The sequence below is a fragment of the Methylobacter sp. Wu1 genome, from assembly GCF_036553575.1.
In the GTDB taxonomy this organism is placed as follows: Bacteria; Pseudomonadota; Gammaproteobacteria; order Methylococcales; family Methylomonadaceae; genus Methylobacter.
Genome location: NZ_JAZHOC010000066.1, coordinates 1 through 20,306, shown reverse-complemented (window position 1 = coordinate 20,306; position 20,306 = coordinate 1). Strand labels below are relative to the sequence as shown.

The window sequence follows — 20,306 nt, the reverse complement described above, 5'->3', positions numbered from 1 at the left end:
CTCATCAGCTTTCTGACCACCTCGAACGCAGGAAATGCGCAGCCATCTTGGGGCGCCGGTCGCGGGTGAACACGCCCTTGAAGTTCATCGCGGCCGCGCGGATGACGTTCTGGCCGGTCTTGAAATCGGCGAAAGCCCACACATGCATGCCGGCTACAAAGGGCCGATCTGCCACGGCATCGAGATAGTGTCTCAGGAGTTCGACCTGATACTCCTCCGTCCACATCTCCGGCGGTGTATTGTGCGCACCGGGCAGTGTGTCGGCGCCGAACTCGGTCATGATGACGGGCTTGGCAAGCGACTCGTGCAGCGCATCCAGCTCGCGTTCCAGCTCCTGCTTTGCCCGGTCGAGCTGCCCCGGCATGGCGTACCAGCCATAGTAGCGGTTGATGCTGACAATATCGAACAGCCCGAGCCACTCGGTCGGCCCGCCTTGCAATCCGACGAGCGTGATGGGCCGTGTCCCGTCGAGCCTGTGCGTCTCGCCGTAGAGCTGGCGAAAGAAGGATGTGCCTGCCGCGACAGCTTCCTGCGTTGACATGCCGGGCGCCGACCCTGTCACCGGCTCATTCGCCACGCTCCAGATGATCGTGCTCGGGTGGTTCTTGTCGCGCATGATCAGCTCGCGCAGCTGCTGCCGGCATTGTGTAAGGCGCCTGGCGGTCAGCGCTTCTCCATCCCCGAAATTCAGGCCGACGGCGGGAATCTCGTTGATCACCAGTACGCCTAGCCGGTCGGCCAGCATCATGGCCTCCTCCGCGTAGGGATAATGCGAGGTCCGGTACGAGTTGGCGCCGGTCCACTTGAGCAGCTCGTAGTCCCGGACCCACATGGGCAGGTTCTGTCCGCGGCCGCTGAGCGGGAAATCCTCATGCTTGCCGAACCCTGTCAGTTTGATCGGCTGCCCGTTCAGCAACAACCGATCCCCGCACACCGCAATGGTGCGGATGCCGATATCGAACGAGTAGGCGTCGATGACCTGGTTTCCTTCGGTGAGGGTAATGGTTAGAAGGTAAAGGTACGGATCTTTTGGGCACCAGAACCGCGCCGAGGGCACGCGCAAAATGGCTTCAGCCGATCCGGCACGGAAGTTCAGTTCGGCTTCGCTATCGTTCAACTGCAGCTTTCCCTTGCCGGCATATCCGCCGGCGGACACCGTGACTTTGACGATGCCGTCCTTGCCGTCAATCGTCGTAACGACCGTGATGTCATCGATGTGCGCTTCAGCCGGTACAGAGTAGAGCAGCACAGGGCGGTGCAAACCGGCATACGGGAAGAAATCGTACGTCGTCGCCGGGAACGGGGGCAGGCTTCCGAACGCCCCTGCGCCCGCTGCCGCAGGCCCTGGCGGTACGCGCTCAGGCAATTGTCTGTTCTCGATGGAGATGGCGATGATGTTTTTTCGATCCCATAGCAATTGATCAGTAATCTCGACCGCGAAAGGCAGGTGTCCGCCGAAATGTTCGGCAACGGCAATGCCGTTGACCCACACCTTCGCCGCATAATTCGCCGAGCCAACGCGCAGAAACACGCGTTGCCCTCGCCAGGAGGACGGGGCGTATCCCTCATGCCGGTACCAGGCGAGGCCCAGGTAATCCCGCGCATCATCGAACAGATCGTTCCAGCTGCACGGTACCGGAATCATGCGCGGCGAGGGCAGGGCATTGAACCACGCCTGCGCTTCGCCTTCTTCCTTTGGATCGAGCTGGAACTGCCAAAGCCCGGAAATATCCAGTACGTTGCGCAGCGGATTCTGCTGCGGATAAAGCAAGCCGCCGCTTCCGGGTATGGCGGGCTTGTGTGCTTTTTTATGGTCGGTGTCTTTGCCGTGTGAAAGTGCTTCTTTCATCTTGCCTCCTTAGTTTGCTTCATGCCCGGATGGCGTTTTGATGGTGTCATCGTATGCTTGTTAACTCAGCAGGTCACGCAGTTTGCCTGTTCAATCGCCGAAACAAGCGGTTTTAAAACCTGTGGGGGCGACTTCGCCTAAAGCGCCTACTGTTGGGTCGCTCATTCAGATACAAGGCGACTAAAGTCGCCCCCCACAGGCTTGCCTATGTCCTGTTCAATAAAAATTTGAAGCTGATTTACGAAGAACCTCTTCAAATCAACTTCATCCGATTCCGCGCGTCAATTTTTTAACAGGCATTTTGCCTGTGGGCAGTCGTGTACCGGTTTTCAGCATTAAATAATGCCATCGCAATGCTTGTAACATAAATTTCATTTCCTTTTGCTAGCATTCCACAGATGTAGGCTCTTCTAAAGGAAACCCTTCATTCACTATGGAGAATAGTGTTGCCTGATCCTAACATTGCCTTGGGGGATGATTTATGCGCGATCATGACTTTGCAAAACAGTTCAACATGTTGTCTGGGGAGCCACGGTAATTTCAATGAGCAACGGTTAAGCGAGCAGTCTTAAAGCGCCTCATAACATTGACATTTTTATTATGGACAATCATTCCTATCGCACCATCTGGATTTCTGATCTCCACCTGGGCTCTACCCAGTGCCAGGCGGATGTTTTGCTGGATTTCCTAAAGCACAACGACAGCGAAAAGCTTTACCTGGTCGGCGACATTATCGATTTTTGGGCGCTTTCCAAGAAATCGTACTGGCCCAGAGACCATAATACGGTAATCCAGAAGGTGCTGAGAAAAGCGCGGCATGGCACCCAGATTATTTACATACCCGGCAATCATGACGAAAACGTAAGGGACTACCACGATTATGTCTTCGGCGACATCATCGTGAAAAACTCGGATGTTCATATTACGTCCGCAGGAAAGCAATTCCTGGTGGTCCACGGCGACGAATACGACACGATCGCCAGATACCATAAGTGGATTGCCAAGCTGGGCAGCGTGGGATACGACCTTCTGCTTGAAATCAATCGCTTTTTACGAATGGCCAGGCGTTGGTTCGGCATACAGTCGCACTTTTCCCTTGCGGCTTTCGTCAAATTCAAAGTCAAGAATTTGGTTCAGTTCATTTCCGATTATGAAGAAAGCATCGTCAGCACGCTCAGAGACCAGAACCTGGACGGCGTTATCTGCGGGCATATACACCATGCCGAAATCAAGGAGATAGAAGGGTTTTTGTATATCAACACAGGCGATTTCGTGGAAAGCTGCACGGCCATAGTGGAACACGCCAATGGCGCTCTGGAACTGGTGAAGTGGCACAAGACTCAACTGGCCCTTGCTCATAATGAAGCTCAGGAAGCTGATATGCCTAAACAGATAAACTGGTTAATGGCTAAACGCGGCAATATAAAACGACAATGAATTCAATAAATATCAATGCAGTCAGCAAGTTTATGGGGCCTTATCGCTTGTTCCGGTTCAAGTTTGCAGCCGCTGGACTCCATGAAATAAATCTTCAACCATTTAGGGTACGATAATGGTAGTTTCGGTAAAATCGCGCAGCGCAGATAACTCCATAAGCCGAGGTTTCAACACCATTCTTGCGGCACAATTTTTTTCATCGCTGGCGGATAACGCGCTTCTCTTTGCCGCTATCGCGCTGCTCAAGGAGCTGAATGCGCCTTCCTGGCAAACGCCCGTTTTACAGCAGTTTTTCGTCTGCGCCTTTATCGTGCTCGCACCTTTTGTCGGCGCATTCTCCGATGCGCTGCCGAAGGGGCAGGTCATGTTCATCAGCAACAGCATCAAGATAGTAGGCTGCACGGCGATGCTGCTGGGGTTGCATCCGCTGCTCGCTTACGGTTTCGTCGGCATTGGCGCGGCGCTGTACTCGCCGGCCAAGTACGGCATCCTGACCGAGTATCTTCCTGCCGATAAACTGGTATGGGCCAATGGCTGGATGGAAGGGCTGACCGTGGCGGCCATCATTTCGGGCGCTATTTTTGGCGGCTTGTTGATTGGCCATCGTGTCGAGGATCTGGTTGTCCAGAGCCTGGGCGGGCTTGAGTTCAATGGCGGTATCGATACCGCTCCGGAATTCGCGATTTTTGTCATTCTGGGCCTTTATCTGACGGCGGCGATACTCAATTATTACATTCCCAAACTGCCTATTGAGCATACTTTATCGAAACGAACGCCAGGGTTTCTGTTGGCAGATTTCTGGCGGACTTTTCTGCTTCTGTGGAAAGATCCGCTGGGGCAGGTGTCTCTCGCGGTAACCTCCCTGTTCTGGGGTGCGGGAACGAGCTTGCGTTTCATCATTCTTGCCTGGTCTGCGGCAGCGCTGCAGCTTGATCTGGAGCAGGCGACGCAATTGACGGCAGTCGTCGCGGTAGGCCTCGCCATCGGTTCTGTGGTGGCGGCCAAGGCTGTGCCGTTGGCGCATGCCGTGAAAGTATTGCCCTTGGGGATAGCCATGGGATTCGTTGTATTGGCGATGATATGGGTGACCGATTGGCGGCTGGCGGTGCTGATGCTGATACTGATCGGGACCCTGGCCGGCAGTTTTTTGATACCGATGAACGCCTTGCTGCAGCACCGGGGGCACCAGTTGATGGGCTCCGGGCACTCTATCGCCGTGCAGAACTTCAACGAAAATCTAAGCATTTTATTGATGCTTGGCGCTTATGCGCTGATGATTAAGGCGGGACTTTCGGTGAATACGATCGTGATCGTGTTTGGGCTGTTTGTATCGATTACTATGGGGTGGCTTACTAAAAAACATGGTCACGATCAGGACAGATAAAAAGGAGCGTCAGCATGTTCCAGGCAGGGCCTTATTTGAGTCCCGGGAGCAAGCTGGAATTGGCGCGCGTGTAATTGACAACCTCGTCCAGTTTTCAAATAACTCAAACAGGCGGGTTATCCACAAATGAAGAAACGGGTTTTGATTATGTCGGCGGGTGCGGGAACCGGTCACATTAAAGCTGCCGAAGCTTTGGAGAAGTCTTTTGCCGCTGACGGTCGGGTCGTCGAAGTCATCAGCAACGATGCGCTGCAGTACACCAACAAGCTGTTCCGGGATTTCTATTCCAGCTTTTACACATCGCTGGTGCGGTCCGCGCCGAATTTTCTCGGCTGGTGGTACAAAACCAGCGACGAACCCTGGTACACGGACAGAATGCGGCACATGATAGACCGGCTCAATACCAAGCCGCTGGTGCGGTTTATCCGGGAATTCAATCCGCATATCACGGTCTGCACGCATTACATGCCAGCCGGCATCATTTCCCATCTGATCGCGACCAACCAGTTACAGGCGCATTTGTCCATCGTGGTCACGGATTTCGATTTTCATGCCATGTGGCTGTCGCGCTCATTCCATCGCTATTTTGTCGCCATCGATGAAACCAGGGCGCACCTTGAAATGCTCGGGATTCCCAGTGAGCGGATTACGGTGTCCGGCATACCCATAGATCCCGTTTTTCAGCAATCCATCAACCGCGAAGAAGAAAGGCTTCGTCTCGGATTGAATCCGGAAAAACCGGTTCTGCTCCTGTCGGCGGGCGCCCTTGGCGTAGGACCGACCGAGTTCATGGTGGAGCGGATGCTTAATCTGAATAGCGATGCGCAGACACTGGTCGTCTGTGGGCGCAACGATGAACTGAAACAGCGTATTCGGCAACTGGTCGATAGCCGAAGCTCAAGATTCAAGGTTCTGGGTTACAGCGGCGAAATGCACAAGCTGATGAAGATGGCCGATATTTTTATCGGCAAGCCCGGCGGCATGACGGCCTCCGAGGCTATCGCCTGCGGGTTGCCCATGTGCGTGGTTTCTCCCATTCCCGGACAAGAGGAAAGAAATAGCGATCATTTGCTGGAAGAAGGTATTGCTGTCAAGTGTAACGATTTGACGACGCTGCCTTTCAAACTGGAGCGCTTGCTGGAGGATCCAACCAGGTTGAGCCGAATGAAAGCCAATGCCCTGCGTTTTGCCCAACCTGCCGCTTCGGCAACGATTGTCGATACGTTGCTCGAAGACCGTCTTCCGCCTTTATCGCTTACCAAAAATCAGCGGGCGGCAATTACTCTGGCATCGGGAGCCGACAGTCAGCGCCGTTCATACACTGCCGGCCTCGCTTCTTACTATAGCTTCAAATTCCGTAACTGATGGTATGCAACTGTAGGGTCGAATTCACTTGTGCCCCTCGTGGGTATTCGACCCGGGACGCATGCAGGCTTCCTAAAAGGCAATAGGTTTTTGTTGAGTGCGAATACCCTAAAGGGCACAAGTGAATTCGCACCTACGCGCATATTGGATCGGTCGACTACCCTTTCTTCATGAGGCTTAAACCGAATTGAGGTTATTCAACCATATCCCAATCATCGCCTTAAATGAAAATCCGGCCGGAAGTCGGGAATGCTTCATCAAACTGTCACAAAGCCGAATTACTATTGCTTATAAGTTCTCAGACAATCCGGTGGCGCCGCTATTGAGCCGTTCAGCATCAGGGCGACTTTTCAGGGCGCAGTGAATCAATTCAAAAGGCAATAGTGTAGTGCTATTTGTCGGGCATGTCGTAGGTTGATATGAACATATTAAAACTGTTGAAATTAGCTGATATCTTCACTATTGCCAATTTATCGTGCGGAATACTGTCCATCACGATGTCGATCGAGGGCGACTTCAATCTAAGCGCTTCATTGTTGTTTTTAGCGGTGATTTTCGATGTACTGGATGGAAAAATAGCCGGTTTATTGCATCAGAAAAATCTTTTTGGAAGACAAATCGATTCAATGTCGGATTTGGTTTCATTCGGCCTTGCGCCCATGCTGCTTTTTTATTCACTGAATGTCCCGGGAATATTGATATCTGCCTTATCAGTGTTTTTCATCACTTGCGGCATGCTTAGACTGGCCAGATACAATGTTTCCGATGCACCCGGTTTCGAAGGCGTGCCTATTACTGTCAATGGCGTTTTGTTCCCCATTCTTTTTTTGATTTACAGCGCTAATCCGGTCAGCTTGAATTTTTGGCCAATCATTATATTGATCCAAGGTTTATTAATGGTTTCCACCATTAAGGTTTCTCGAATATTTTGAAGCGAACAGGGCTGTTTTTGCCTATTTTTCTGGGCAAATAATTTAGCTAAAGAAATATTATTGGGTGCAGGGGGTGAGGTGCGGACCGGTTCCAATAAGCGATATCAGAGTTCAATATTAGTTGCAGGGTTTTACGATGAATCACTATTCACCCATATTCAAGATCAAAACCTATAACGCCTTGTCAAGCAGCGGTCTGGAAAAATTTCCGGCTGAACGCTATGAAGTCGGGCCGGAGATTGAACGTCCTGATGCGATTCTGCTGCGCTCTCACGATCTGTATGATATCCCCATCCCACAGACCGTTAAAGCCGTGGGCAGAGCGGGTGCTGGCGTTAACAATATTCCCGTTTCCGAGTACTCAAAGCGAGGCATTCCCGTGTTCAACACGCCGGGCGCCAATGCAAATGCCGTGACTGAACTGACTATCGCCGGCCTGTTGCTGGCGGCGCGCAATATTGCCGATGCCTGGTATTTCGCAAAAAATCTCGATGGAGATGGGGAATCACTTGATGTGTTAGTTGAGCAGGGCAAGAAGCGCTTCTCGGGATTCGAGTTGGCCGGCAAGACATTGGGCGTAGTGGGGCTGGGTGCCATTGGCGTAAAAGTGAGCAATGCCGCTACGGCTCTCGGTTTGAAAGTAGTGGGGTTCGATCCCCAGATTACTGTGGAAAGTGCATGGCGACTCTCAGCAGATGCCATTCCTGCCGGCAGCTTGGATGAGCTGTTGTCAGGCTCGGATTTTGTCAGTCTGCACGTACCGCTGAATGACCATACCCGACAGCTTATTAATGAGTTATGCATCGATAAGATGAAGCCCAAAGCGACTTTGCTGAATTTCTCGCGAGCCGCAATAGTCGAGGAAACTGCCGTCCTGGCGGCGCTGGAATCTTCTAAACTTCATGCTTATGTTTCGGATTTTCCATCGCGGGCCTTGTTGAATCATCCGCGGACAATCGTATTGCCGCATCTGGGCGCATCGACCGCTGAAGCAGAGGATAATTGCTCTGCTATGGTTTCTCAACAGGTGCGTGACTTTTTGGAAAACGGCAATATTCGCAATTCGGTCAATTTTCCGGATGTCAATTTGCCTCTTAACGATGGCTTTCGGCTTGCGATTGCTAACAAAAACGTCCCCGGCATGGTCAGTCAGATTACTGCGATTCTGGCAGAGAGCAGGATTAATATTGTTGATATGTTGAATAAGTCTCGCGGGGATTATGCTTATTCGTTGCTCGATATAAACGATAAAGTCCCGATGGAAGCCCTTGCTCGACTAAGTTCCATTCAGGGAGTGCTTTCAGTGCGGGCGATTTGAAAAAGTTTTCCGCAAATATTCAATTTTTGCCTAGAGATTTTGCCGTGACCCATTCGCGATGCAAAGACGGACCTAGCTGGGTATATGGTCGGGAAATGATGGTTGGGTCAAGGCGCCCTGTAGTTCGTCAAAATCGACCGGCTTGGTTAGATAACCGTTGAATCCGGCTGTTTTCGCCTGTTCATGATCACCTTGCCGTCCGTAGCCGCTCAATGCGATCAGTTGCATCCTTTTCAGGGCGGGATCTTGCCTGAGCGCCCGCGCGACCGCGTAGCCGTCCATGCCGGGCAGGCCGATATCGAGCAGCATAATCTGCGGCCGTTCAGCCAGAGCGACTTTCAGTGCCGTGTAACCGTCATAGGCCAACCGTACAGCGTGGCCTTCGCTGGTCAGCAGCATGGACAGGCTCTGGGCGGCATCGCGGTTGTCGTCGACTACCAGAATGCGGAGCGGGCCTTCATCCGGCCTGGCGCCTGTCTGACAGAAAATTGGCGCGACCGTTGATGTCCGCAGGCAGGGAAGCCGGATGACAAATTCACTGCCTTTGCCCCGGCCTTCGCTGTAGGTCCACACCTCACCGCCGTGCATCGCCACCAGGCTTTTGACGAGCGCAAGCCCAATGCCCAAACCGCCCTCGGCGCGGTCGATGGTGCGGTCCACCTGATAGAACAGTTGAAACAGGCCTGACAGCGCCGAGGGATCGATACCCCGGCCGTTGTCGCGGACGCGGATGAAGATTTCATCGCCCGCTGGCTCAACGGCCAGATTGATGCGGCCGCCTTCATCGGTGTACTTGGCGGCATTGTTGAGCAGGTTCGACACGACTTGCGACAATCGGACCAGATCGCCTTCGACATAAACCTGCTCAGGCGGCAGCTGTACCGTGAATTCATGACGGCGGGCATCGATCAGCGGCTGGCTGGTTTCCACCGCCCGCTGCACAATGGCCGATACCTCGAGCGGTTCCTTCTTGAGTTCGATTTTGTTGCGGCTGATGCGCGAGACATCCAGCAGGTCGTCCACCAGCCGGACCAGGTGTTCGACTTGGCGACCGATGATGTCGCGGCACCAGGTCAGCCGTGTTTCGTCCAGGCCGGAGCGTTTCATGATCTGCACGGCGTTGCTGATCGGCGCCAGCGGATTGCGCAGTTCGTGGGCCAGCATGGCCAGGAATTCGTCCTTGCGCTGATCGGCTTCGAGCAGGGCGGCCTCAGCCTGTTTGCGCTCGGAAATATCGCGGCTCACGGTGGCGATGCCGACTGGCTCACCGTTGCAGTCTTTGATGAAGAATACATTGTAGATCATCCAGATGGGTGCGCCGCTCTTGAAATGACGGAATCTGATTTCCACATCAGCATGACCATCGCGCAGGACGCGCGGGAAAAATTCCTCAAGGATGTAGCCCTGATCTTCGGGAAAGAAAAACTCCTGGACTGGCGTTCGAATGCACTGCTCCAGGCTATCGAGACCGATCAGGCGCATGCCGGCTTCGTTGATATAGAATGGATTGAAATTCATGTCGAACATGCCGATGAACTCCATGCTGTTGTCGGCCAGCGACACAAACTTTTGCCGTTCCAACTCCATGTGCTTGCGTTCGGTAATGTCGCGCAAGGCGATGACATAGCCCGGTTGTCCGTCCCATTCCAGCGGCGAGGAACGCATTTCTGCCCAGGCGAGTCCGTCCGGCCGGATCAGATTAATGTCCTGATAGCTGTCGTTATCAGGATTGAGCGGAATCGCCAACGATTGGCCGATTATCGGACTGCGCGCCAGCAGGGTTTCGGCGGCCTGGTTGGCATAGAGTACGACGCCCTGGCTATTTACAACCAAAACACCATCGGTGATAGTGTCCAGTATCAGGTCAAGCTTGAAAGAGTGAGCGGCCATAGTCGAACAGTTTCTTAAACGATGATGGTTTGTACGCCAATTCCTTTAGCTTCGGTGGTAATGGCCGCGATGATTGATGGCACCCTCGACAAGTCTCCGAGCAGTTTCAGCACGGGTTCAGGCATATCGCGCACCAGCATGGGCGTAGCAAATACATCTTTTTCAAGCGCTTTCTCCGGCATGCCCAGTACTTCAACTACGTTTAAAACCCAATGGCCGGGATCGTAAAGGTTGGCGAGCGCGGCCGTAATCTGCTCGACCAGTCGGCGGGTTTCGTTGTTCAAGGATACCACATACAGGGTCAGGACAAGTTTATGCTGCGTTGCGCGCCGTTCTAGCCGGGGCGCGGCAATACGGGCGATCTGGGCAATATTGCGGATTTGTGTGGACGACAGCGGCTTGCTGGCCAGTTCGAATTTATAGCCTTCCTCATGTATGTCTTTCAACTGCTCCATATATTCGTTAGAAAAGGCAGTGACAATATAAATGTTCAGCGTTTCATCGATGGTCTTCAGCCGGCGCAAGGTTTCCACGCCATCGATGCCGGGCATGCGCAGGTCGAGAAAGATCAGGTCGGGACGTTCGACAAGAGCCATTTCAATGCCTTGCAAACCGTCCTCAGCCTCCTGGACCGAGAAATTGTCTTCTTCCAGAATCAGTTTGAAAGCGCCGCGCACTGCGGGGTCATCGTCTATTACCAGAATTTTATTTAACATATATTTTTGTCTCTTGTTTATAGAAATTTAAATGCTCAAGCGCTGAGGAATCCTGGCCATAAATGGCAGTCTCAGTATCCACAAGTTATGTGTAAGGGAAAGTTAAACGCTCAAACATGGGGAAATCGAAGTCGCATGCAACAGCCGTGTCCATGTGAACTCTCCACCTGTATATTGCCCCCGACATCCTGAACCAGGCGGCGTATGACCGACAAGCCCAGGCCGGTACCTTTTCCGGGAGGCTTGGTGGTAAAAAACGGATCAAAAATCTTCGTTTGCACATCCTGCGGGATGCCCGGGCCGTTATCGGCCACGCTCAGTTCCAGCATGTCTTCCATGCGCCTGATTGCGATCTTGATCAGCGGCTGATGGCTATCAGCCAGCGCGTCGCGGGCATTGATGAGCAGATTGACCAGGATTTGCTGCAGGCTATCGGCACAGCAATGGATGGACGGCAGATCGTCGGCGGCGTCGATTTCCACCTTTATGCTTTTCTTGTTCAATTCGCCTTCCAGCAGCAACAGACTTTGCCTGACCACCTCAGTAATCTGGCAGGTGCCGCTTGGGGTTGATCTGTTATGAACAAAGACCAGCATGTTGCTGACAATCTTCTTGATGCGGTGGATCTGCTGCAGCGCCTGATCGAGAATTTCCTTCGATTTTTTATCAGCGCTTCTATCTGCGGCGAATTCGACAAAATTCATGACGCCCATCAGCGGATTGTTGATCTCATGCGCGACACCGCCGACCAGGGTTCCCAATGCCGAGAGTTTTTCCATCTGCAGCATGTGCTCCTGGTTTTCCTGAAGCTTTGTATAGGCGAGTCGGGTTTGTTCCAGGAGGCGGGCGTTTTCCAGAGAAATTGCAGCCTGAGCGGTCAATAACTCGGTCATATCGGTTTTTTCAGGGGTGAATACGCCTGTTGACAGTCGATTTTCCAGATAGAGCAGGCCGATTAATTCGTTTTGTTTGATGATCGGCAGGCACAGGACCGAACGCAGCCTTAATGCCTGCACTTCCGGAGTATCCTGAAACTCGCCTTCAGTCATCGCATCATGCAATAACACTTTTTTGCGCGTGCGCAGCGCGTAATTGACGATGGCGCGGCTGATGCCGCTACGGGTCTTGTCAAGGCTGAGATACTGGCGATTAACGATGTGTTTTTTGCCGACATGGCTTTCCGCTGCGACCAGCAGTTCATCGGCTTCCCTGATCAGCAGGTAGCCGTGCTGAGCTCCCGAACTTTCCAGCACTACGGTCATGATTTTTTGCATGAGCAGATTAAGATCGACTTCCGCCGACAGAGCCAGCGCCGATTTCATGAGGTAATTGATGTCGAGGTTCGGCAGAGTAGCCGGCGCGTCAAGAGCAACATTTTTTTCGAGACGAACTGTATTCTCGAGCTCGGTGTAAGTATAAGGGTGCCGCTGCTGTAATAGGGCGCCTTTGCGATCGGCGCGGCACATCCTATACGCGCGCCGCGCTGCGCTGTAGTAAAGTTCGGCATCGCCGAGATTACCGGCTGTTACCACCTCGGCCAATGCTTCATACAGATGTCCGGTGAGCAGGCCGTAGTTTTGTGCCTGAGCGACCGCGATCGCATCCAGATACAAGTTGCGGGCGTCGCGCATCTGGCTCTGGGCGCGGGCCATCTCGGCGTAGACAAAGGCCAGAAACGGTTTCAGCAACGGTCCGAGACGGGCCCAGGTTTCCAGTTCGGCCAGCAGCGGTGCGATTTCCGCTTCGAGCTTAGGCCAGTCGGCGCCTTCCGGCCAGCGCAGGCGATTGACGATACGGAAGACATACCAGAGACGTTTCAGCACGTTATCGGTCAAGCCGTGCAGATAGCGTTCCACCATTTGCAAGGACACAGCCGCCGCCGCGTAATCGCCCAGATAATGCTGGGCGAAACCCAGCAGTGCAAAATAACTGCCGGAAGCGGCGACATAATTATCGACTTCCCAGCGCGCCAGCGTTTCGGCCATGTCCACCGGCTGGTAATCGGGTTTCATCGGCGCCACCCAACCGGCCAGCACGGCTTCGGCAAGACCGACCGAGAACGATAGCTGGTTCTTGCGGGAAAAATGCAGGCATTCCTCGGCGGCTTCTTCAATCAGGCGCAGATTTTTGCCCTGCACCTGCAAATTCCACATCAACGGTCCATAGGACAGGCCGGCGTTATACAAGTCGCCGCAATTTTTGCCGCACTGTATGGCTTTGTGGCTGTATTCGACGATTTCGGCCGGATGGCTGCGCGAGTGCATATTGCACCAGACAATGCCGTTCATGCCGCGGGTGGCGCCAAAAGTATTCGGGTGTTTTTCGCACAGGTCGTGGGCTAGATCCTGGTAAAGAAAAGCCAGTTCGAACTTGCCCTGCTCGCCGAGGTTGAGGCCCATGATCGAAAACGAATAAATTACCGATTCATCCATGCCGCCGTGCAGGCAATGCAGCGTCGATTGCGCCGCTGACAGATACAGTTGCGGCACCAGGCCGGACATGTAGAGATCGGGGATCAGCTCACTGTAGAACGCCAGTTCGATCTTGCTTTTGCGGTCATGGGTAAAAGGCATATGCAGGATGGTTGTCCAGACGTCGCCCTGCTGTTCGATTTCCGCCATCAAGTCCAGCATCCGCTGCCTGGCTATTTCGGGTTGTTCCGGAATTGACTTGTCGAAATAGGCAAGGCCGCGGTTGGCGGTAGTTATCGCCTTGTTGAAGTTGCCGAACGAAGACAATGACGTGGTCTGTTCGGCCAGGGCTTCGGCTTTATCCAGGTCGCTGACGGCGTGTTCGATCAGATAATTGATCAGCACTTCCGATTTTTCGTAACGGCCGCACATCAGCTCGGTCTTGGTCAGGCGCTGATAAATGCGGAAAGTCAGATCGTAAGCCTGCTGCCAGCAATTGGCCGGCAGATAGTCGTGGGCTTTCTGGAAAAAATCGTTGGCGGCATCGCCGGCCAATGCATCCAGCGCCTTGTTGCCGGCATGGAAGTTGATATTGACCAGCCGGTAAGCCAGCTCGTGATCCATGTCCGCCGGACGGCCCAGATTGAGGTGGGCGGCTATAGTAAACAGGTTGTCAAGCGCTTCAAGATGGGTTCCTGCCGGCACCGCTCGCAGCAGTCGGTTGCCTATGCGCCAGTGAATGGCGGGCTTGGCCTGGGGATCGACCTGGCGCAGCACCGCTTCCTGAACCCGGTCGTGGACAAATTGCAGATCGGATTTGTTTTCCAGCAGCATGCCCAGATTCAATACCGGCTTCAAATCCTCGAAGAGTTGTTCGATGCGAATATCCAGCACCAGCGCCACATCTTCCGCACTGAAGCGGTTGCCCATGCAGGCACAGTGGTCGAGAATGTGCAGGGTTTTGAAGGGCAGTTTGCCTACTTTGGAGCTGAACAGTTCCACCACCGAGGTCGGCATCTGCGTGTCGCGAATCCGCTTGATATCCCAATGCCAGTGATGTTCGTCATCGGTATTCAGCAATCCCTCGTTATACAGCCAGGCCAGGCTCTCACTGACGAACAGCGGGTTGCCTTCGGTGAGATGGGCGATAAATTCCGCCAGATTGGCCGTGGCTTCCAGTGAAGAATCGAGGATGTAGGCCACCATCTCGTGGCAGTCGGAGTCGGTGAGCGCCTCTACGCGAATTTCCGCGAACGGGCTGTTGTTTTCCTGAATCTTGCGGATCAGCTTGCTGAACGGATGGCTGTTGTCGACTTCATTGTGCCGATAGGCGCCCATGAAAAACAGGAAGGGATGTTCATGATGGTTGTCGAACAGGTTTTGTAAAAAATCGAAGGTTGCGCTGTCGCACCATTGCAGATCGTCGATGAACAGCACCAGCGGATTGTCTTCGCTGGCCAGACAGGCCAGAAAACGACCGAACAGGTTATTGAAGCGGTTGCGGGCTTCCACGGGCGGCAGATGCGGCACTTCCGGCTGGCGGCCGATGATGAATTCCAGTTCCGGCAGCACATCGATGATGACGCTGCCGCTGTTTCCTACGACCTCGAGTATTCTGGTCCGCCATTGTTGAACCTGCATGTCGCTTTCGGTCAAAAAAATGCGCATCAGATTGCGCAGTGCCTGAATCAGTGAACTGTAGGGAATGTTTTTCTGATACTGGTCGAACTTGCCGGAGGTGAAGTAACCGCGATTTTTGACCAGCGGTTTTTGCAGTTCCTGAATCAGCCGGGTTTTGCCAATGCCGGACAGTCCGGAAATAAAGACCGAGCGGAATTTGCCGCTGATGACATCATTGTATTGCTGTTGTATCAGCTGGCTTTCTGCCTGACGGCCCACCATTTTTGAAATGAAAATGACCCGGCGGCTGCGATCATGCTGGCCTACTGCAAACGCCGATACGCTGCCCGTGTCGGCGTATTCTTGCTTGCAACGGTTTAAATCGGCCAGCAGACCTGAGGTGCTCTGGTAACGTTTCTCCGGCTGCTTGACGGTGAGCTTGGCGATAATATCGGCCAGAACCCGGGGGATCTGCGGCTTGAGCTGATTGACTTTAGGCGTTTCTTCGGCCAGATGAGAGTGAATCAGCTCCAGGGGATCGCTGGAAAAAAACGGCAGCTGGCCGGTAAGCAATTCATAAAATACAATCCCCAATGAATACAAATCGGTGGAAAAATCGACTCTGTAGTTGATGCGGCCGGTTTGTTCCGGCGAGGTGTAGGCCAAGGTATGGCGTACAAATTCCGGGTCGTAGATAAAATGGCTGACATCACGGATGTCCAGCGGCGTTATGAAATCGGTCAGCCTCAAGGTCAGCGTTCCGGGCTGCAGCAGAATATTGTGGGGTTTGACGCCTCCGTGGGTAATGCCGGCATCGTGCACAGCTTGCAGTGTATCGGCTAATGAGCAGGCCAGCGTAAAAAAACTGTTGAGATCGAGCCTGTCTTGCTTTTTTGCCCAATGGTTCAGCGGTTGTCCGGCGAACCAGGGCTGAACGATAAACTGCAGATCGCCGTATGATTCCAGTGCAATCGGCGTACAAACGCGCGGATCGTGAAGCACTTTCAGGCGTTCAATTTTCTGGCGCAAATACCGGGATTGGTCGTCCCAACTCGACAACTGCTTCAGCAGTTTGATGATCAACGGCTGGTCGGGGACGTGTTTGTGATAGCCTTTGAACACCACTGCCTGCAAGCTTTCTCCCAGCTTTTCGCTAACAATGTAGTTGCCCAGTTTCGGCGCGTCCTGCAGTTGATTTTTTATCGATATATCAATCATTTGCTGTTGTAAGTTGCGCGTATTTGGTATTAACGCCGATTGAATTTTAAGTCTTGCTTCGCCCCCAATTGCTATATGAAGTTCGCTATATTTCGCAAAGTAAGCCATTCGGCGCCCACAGGATGCAAGTACGCTGCTAATTTCATTACAAGCAACGATATTTTCTCATCCATGAAATTTGAACACATATCATCGTGTTGAATCCTCAGGATTTGAACCTGCTTCGTTTTTGCTTTGTTAATGGTGGGTGACATGGCTTTTTTATCGAATTACTGCTGTGTTATGTCCTTAGTCAAAAAACAGAGGACAAAAAATGCAATTATCAGGGCTGAGAGTAAAACTGCGATATTAAGGCTGAAGGTAAAATAAAAAAATAAGTATAACTACTTACTAAGACCGCTTATAAAATTTACAGGGTTCGGTTTGCCAGCCGGATGTATGGCTGTATCCGAATGGTGCTCAAGCTCTACATTATGCTATCGTTCCCCGATCAAATTCGAGCGCAAACACCCTAGAGAAGCCGCCTGAGCAATTGCCTGCTTTTTGTCGACAGTTACAGCCGGCGCCAGTTAATCGGGGCGTCCGATATTGCAATTTTAAGTATCATGCGTTGCAAAGCGGCTGGGGACGAGCGAGAAGGAATGAGCGGCTATTGTCTTTTCATATTTTCAACACGCTCGAGCAGCGCGATCGGGCTAAACGGCTTGGTTATATAAATATCCGCGCCTGCCTCAAGCCCTTTTTGAAAATCCTTTTTCTGTCCTTTTGCTGTCAATAAGATAACCCGGCAATTTTTGAGCGTTGACGATTTGACAAAATCGCAGACAGCCAGGCCGTCAATATCGCCGGGCATCATAATATCGAGCAAAATGATGTCCGGTTTTTCCTCTAGAATAATCTTTAACGCTTCTTTGCCGTTTGGGGCTTCGAATATTTGATAGTTGCCATCGCTGAACGTTAGCCTGAGAAGTTTTCTCATCTCGGCAATGTCATCAACTATTAAAAGCGTGGTCAATTGTTGGTCTTCGTTAGCAATGATTTCCATCCTTCCGTCCTTCATATTTGTTTTCCTTGAACCACAAAGCAACTTCTGTTCCTAGTCCAGGTGTGCTCGATATTTCGATGTGGCCTTGATGAATGTTCATGATTTCTTTTACCAGTGGCATGCCTAGTCCAGTCCCGGCGATGTGATTGGCGTTGGGGCTTCGCCAAAAACGGTCAAACATGCGGGATACTTCTTCCTGCGTCATGCCGATTCCATGATCTTTAATCAGCACGCCAACTTCGTTTGATCTGCCGATATTGTTACGCTGGCAGATATCGATGCTGATCTCTCCGCCGTCAGGTGAGTATTTGAATGCATTGCTAATGATATTTGTCAGTGCGCGTTTGATTTGATCAATATCCATATAGACAAGATGAGATTCATCCTTAAATAGTGTTTTAATTGTGCGTGTATCGCCTTGTATCATGAATTCTGCGCATGCTTGCCTGGCGACAGATTCCAGAGGATGGACCGCAAAATGAAAGGCATTTCCTGTACGCGCTTCAATTTTTGCCAGATCTAGCAGGTCATTAATCATTCTCACCATACTAGCCGATTGTTGATGGATATTTTGTAATATTTCCTGCTTGATTACTTTATCAAACTCACGTGTCAGTAATAATTCAGTAAAGCCGTACACGCTGGACATAGGTGTCCTCAATTCATGAGCAGCATTACACAAAAACTCGTATTTCATGTGATCAGCTTCCGTTTCAATCGTAACATCGCGGAAATAGATTATTTTTGATATAGATTCGTTGGTGAATTCACAGGTAGTGACTTTCAGTATCCGCGCATTTGAGTTCAGGTAGGCAGCGTTCAACTTATTATCGTGCCGGGCAGGTGAAGGACTCTTTATTTGGCTGCATATCGGCTGGATTTTTACTATGAAGGGTTGATTTTTATCAACGGCATAAGCTAAATCAGGTGCGCTGATTGAGCGCATTTTCTCAGTAAATTCGCTTTCAGAAATCAGCGTAAGCTCTTCAGATGAAAAGCCAGTCATTGACAAAAACGTATGATTGACCGAACTTAGGCAGTTATTTGAGGTGAATGTAACAAGGCCATCGGGATTCATGCTGAATATGGCGTTGAGTTCCCGGTACCGCTCTATCAGCGCTTCTTCAATTTGTCTAAGTGGGGTGATATCAGTATGCGATCCCGTTATGTGTAACGCCATTCCTGATGCGTCGCGCGTAATAATGCCGCGGTATAAGATCCAGATCCAGCCGCCGCTTTTGTTTTTCAGGCGATAAACGGTTTCGTAGAGATTATTTTTGCTCTGCAGGCAACTTGTTAATTTTGCTTTTTCTTCCTTGAGATCATCGGGATGAATCAGTTTATATAAGGTGGAATAAGCGTTTTCTAATTCATCGTCAGCATACCCCATCATTTCCTTCCAGCGGGGTGAGAAGTAGACTTCATCCGTCAGCAGATTCCAATTCCAGATGCCGTCATTCAATGCCGTCGTTATCGACTGTTCATTGCAGATTCTCTGGTCTCTCTCGGCATTCACTTGTACAGTGATATCCTGCAGTGTTCCGGTTATTTTACCAATGGAGTGAAAACCGGAGCCACTGGTACGAAAACGCATTGAAACCCAACGAATTTGACCGCTTTGAGTAACAAGCCTGAAATCAAGGCAACTTGAAGTGGTCCTCGGATCGCGTTTAGCGTGCAGAAAGCGCAAGACATTGCTACGGTCATCCTCATGCGCATAAAAAAGCAACGATTGGTGAAGGCTTTCCTCGACAGAATAGCCGGTGATTCTTGACCAGGCGGGGCTTAAAAAAATCAACTTCGACAAGTTGTCTATCTGAAAAAAAATTTCAGAAGTATTTTCGACTAATGAGGTAAAAAGTATTTCGGATGCTTCTAAATTTTTTTGCGCGGTGATGTTAGTCAAAATGCCAGAAAACGCCTTAATGCAAGGTTTTTCCTGAATAGATTTTAACGACATTTTAAACCACAACGTATTATTGGATTTATCTAAAACGCGAATTTCAGAATACCTTGCTGCATTATCAAAACAGTCTAGAAATATCGGTGAATCGTCAGAATGAATGAAATTATGGATAGGCTGGCCAATGGTTTCGGCTATTTCATATCCTGTATGAACTTGCCAGGCCGGATTAAGAAAGGTGAAGCAGCCGTCAGGATTAACAGTAAAGACAATCTCATCCATCTGCTCGATAATATTCTTAAAGTGTGATTCCAGTGTCTGCAAAGCTTGAGTATTGGACGTACTATCCGTGCTTATATGGCTTTTTTTCATTTCGACTTTTTTGCACTGCATACGGCTATCTTTGTTTTTATAGTGCGGTCATTTCATAACTTGCTTAATTAGCGGCAGGGTTTTTACAGTTAGTAAATTTGGGTGAGAAAAAATATATAAATTCCTGCTCGGCTATGGTCCTGGAGATATACAGTCATACTCTGATGCCGTGTAAAAACCGCACGCGACTTGGATACGTTCAAACGCCGACTCTGCGCAGATGCCAGATATGACAATATTTTCATTTTTGCTTTTTTGTTATGCTATGCAAGCGTGATTGTGAAGCAATAGTCATTGCGAAAAGCAATAATAATCAGAGCCTTGTCAAAATATCACGTTGTTTATTGTCAGAGAAGGATTGCTTAAGATGAATTGAGCTAATTTAAAGTACGATAAGTATTTGTCTCGACTGTATTTCTGTTGTTCGGAGTATTTATTTGTTATTTTTAGAATATACACCGTGATTTATAGCTCGAGCACTATATATGATTTTTATTCTTTTTCAATATTGATGTTGAAAGAATTGCAGATTGTATTATTAACATTATTAATATTAAAGATAAGATGCAATGATTTAGTGTCCGTCTAGAGCCTCTCTTTCTGCAACCCTAATCCAGAAGCCGTTAAAAAAGACCGTTCTATCCCATTATGGTTATGATGCGTCGCTCTTAAACGCTTACGGCACAGATTTGTTTGATAATTTGGTGCTAAGTACAAGATAAAAACTGCGGTAATGGGTCAAATATGTGATTTGCTCATATAATATGGAGCATGACCTGTTATCAAGAAATTACCTGCCCGGATTGTGGCAGCAACCAAATTATGAAGTCCGGCCGTAGTGCATCG

At 50.8% G+C, this 20,306-nt stretch carries 11 protein-coding genes; 5 read left to right on the top strand and 6 right to left on the bottom strand.

All coding sequences use genetic code 11. The features are described from left to right. Positions 1-4: 4 nt before the first annotated feature. On the bottom strand, positions 5-1,849 hold the full coding sequence (gene uidA, locus V2P20_RS14350) for a beta-glucuronidase (protein WP_331819463.1): 1,845 nt from the start codon (positions 1,847-1,849) through the stop codon (positions 5-7). A 600-nt stretch (positions 1,850-2,449) separates the two neighbouring features. Between uidA and V2P20_RS14345 the strand changes: the two genes are divergently transcribed. The 5 genes from V2P20_RS14345 (at position 2,450) to V2P20_RS14325 (ending at position 8,285) form a co-directional block, all read left to right on the top strand. Continuing rightward, complete coding sequence (locus tag V2P20_RS14345) at positions 2,450-3,286, top strand: UDP-2,3-diacylglucosamine diphosphatase (RefSeq protein ID WP_331819461.1); 837 nt, start codon at positions 2,450-2,452, stop codon at positions 3,284-3,286. A gap of 115 nt (positions 3,287-3,401) precedes the next feature. After that, on the top strand, positions 3,402-4,670 hold the full coding sequence (gene lplT, locus V2P20_RS14340) for a lysophospholipid transporter LplT (RefSeq protein ID WP_331819459.1): 1,269 nt from the start codon (positions 3,402-3,404) through the stop codon (positions 4,668-4,670). A gap of 126 nt (positions 4,671-4,796) precedes the next feature. Beyond that, a complete protein-coding gene (locus tag V2P20_RS14335) occupies positions 4,797-6,035 on the top strand; it encodes a glycosyltransferase (RefSeq protein WP_331819457.1) in 1,239 nt (412 codons plus the stop codon). A 419-nt stretch (positions 6,036-6,454) separates the two neighbouring features. Next, positions 6,455-6,967: a CDP-diacylglycerol--serine O-phosphatidyltransferase gene (gene pssA / locus V2P20_RS14330; protein ID WP_331819455.1), complete on the top strand. Its 513-nt coding sequence runs from the start codon at positions 6,455-6,457 to the stop codon at positions 6,965-6,967. A 136-nt stretch (positions 6,968-7,103) separates the two neighbouring features. Next, positions 7,104-8,285, top strand: coding sequence for a phosphoglycerate dehydrogenase (locus V2P20_RS14325; RefSeq protein WP_331819453.1), 1,182 nt, complete (start codon positions 7,104-7,106; stop codon positions 8,283-8,285). A gap of 72 nt (positions 8,286-8,357) precedes the next feature. Here the strand turns inward: V2P20_RS14325 and V2P20_RS14320 are convergent, their stop codons facing one another. The 5 genes from V2P20_RS14320 to V2P20_RS14300 all read right to left on the bottom strand — a co-directional run bounded on the left by V2P20_RS14320 (position 8,358) and on the right by V2P20_RS14300 (position 19,481). Continuing rightward, positions 8,358-10,175 carry an ATP-binding protein gene (locus V2P20_RS14320; RefSeq protein WP_331819451.1) on the bottom strand — a complete coding sequence of 606 codons (1,818 nt, stop codon included), beginning with the start codon at positions 10,173-10,175 and terminating at the stop codon, positions 8,358-8,360. A 14-nt stretch (positions 10,176-10,189) separates the two neighbouring features. Beyond that, complete coding sequence (locus V2P20_RS14315; protein ID WP_331819450.1) at positions 10,190-10,891, bottom strand: response regulator; 702 nt, start codon at positions 10,889-10,891, stop codon at positions 10,190-10,192. 110 nt (positions 10,892-11,001) lie between these two features. After that, positions 11,002-16,140, bottom strand: coding sequence for an AAA family ATPase (locus tag V2P20_RS14310; RefSeq protein ID WP_331819449.1), 5,139 nt, complete (start codon positions 16,138-16,140; stop codon positions 11,002-11,004). A 649-nt stretch (positions 16,141-16,789) separates the two neighbouring features. Next, the gene (locus tag V2P20_RS14305) at positions 16,790-17,185 is read right to left on the bottom strand and encodes a response regulator (RefSeq protein ID WP_331819447.1); all 396 of its coding nucleotides are present in this window, start codon (positions 17,183-17,185) and stop codon (positions 16,790-16,792) included. Then, a complete protein-coding gene (locus tag V2P20_RS14300) occupies positions 17,169-19,481 on the bottom strand; it encodes a PAS domain S-box protein (protein WP_331819445.1) in 2,313 nt (770 codons plus the stop codon). The genes V2P20_RS14305 and V2P20_RS14300 overlap by 17 nt, the downstream gene beginning before the upstream one ends. Positions 19,482-20,306 lie beyond the last annotated feature (825 nt).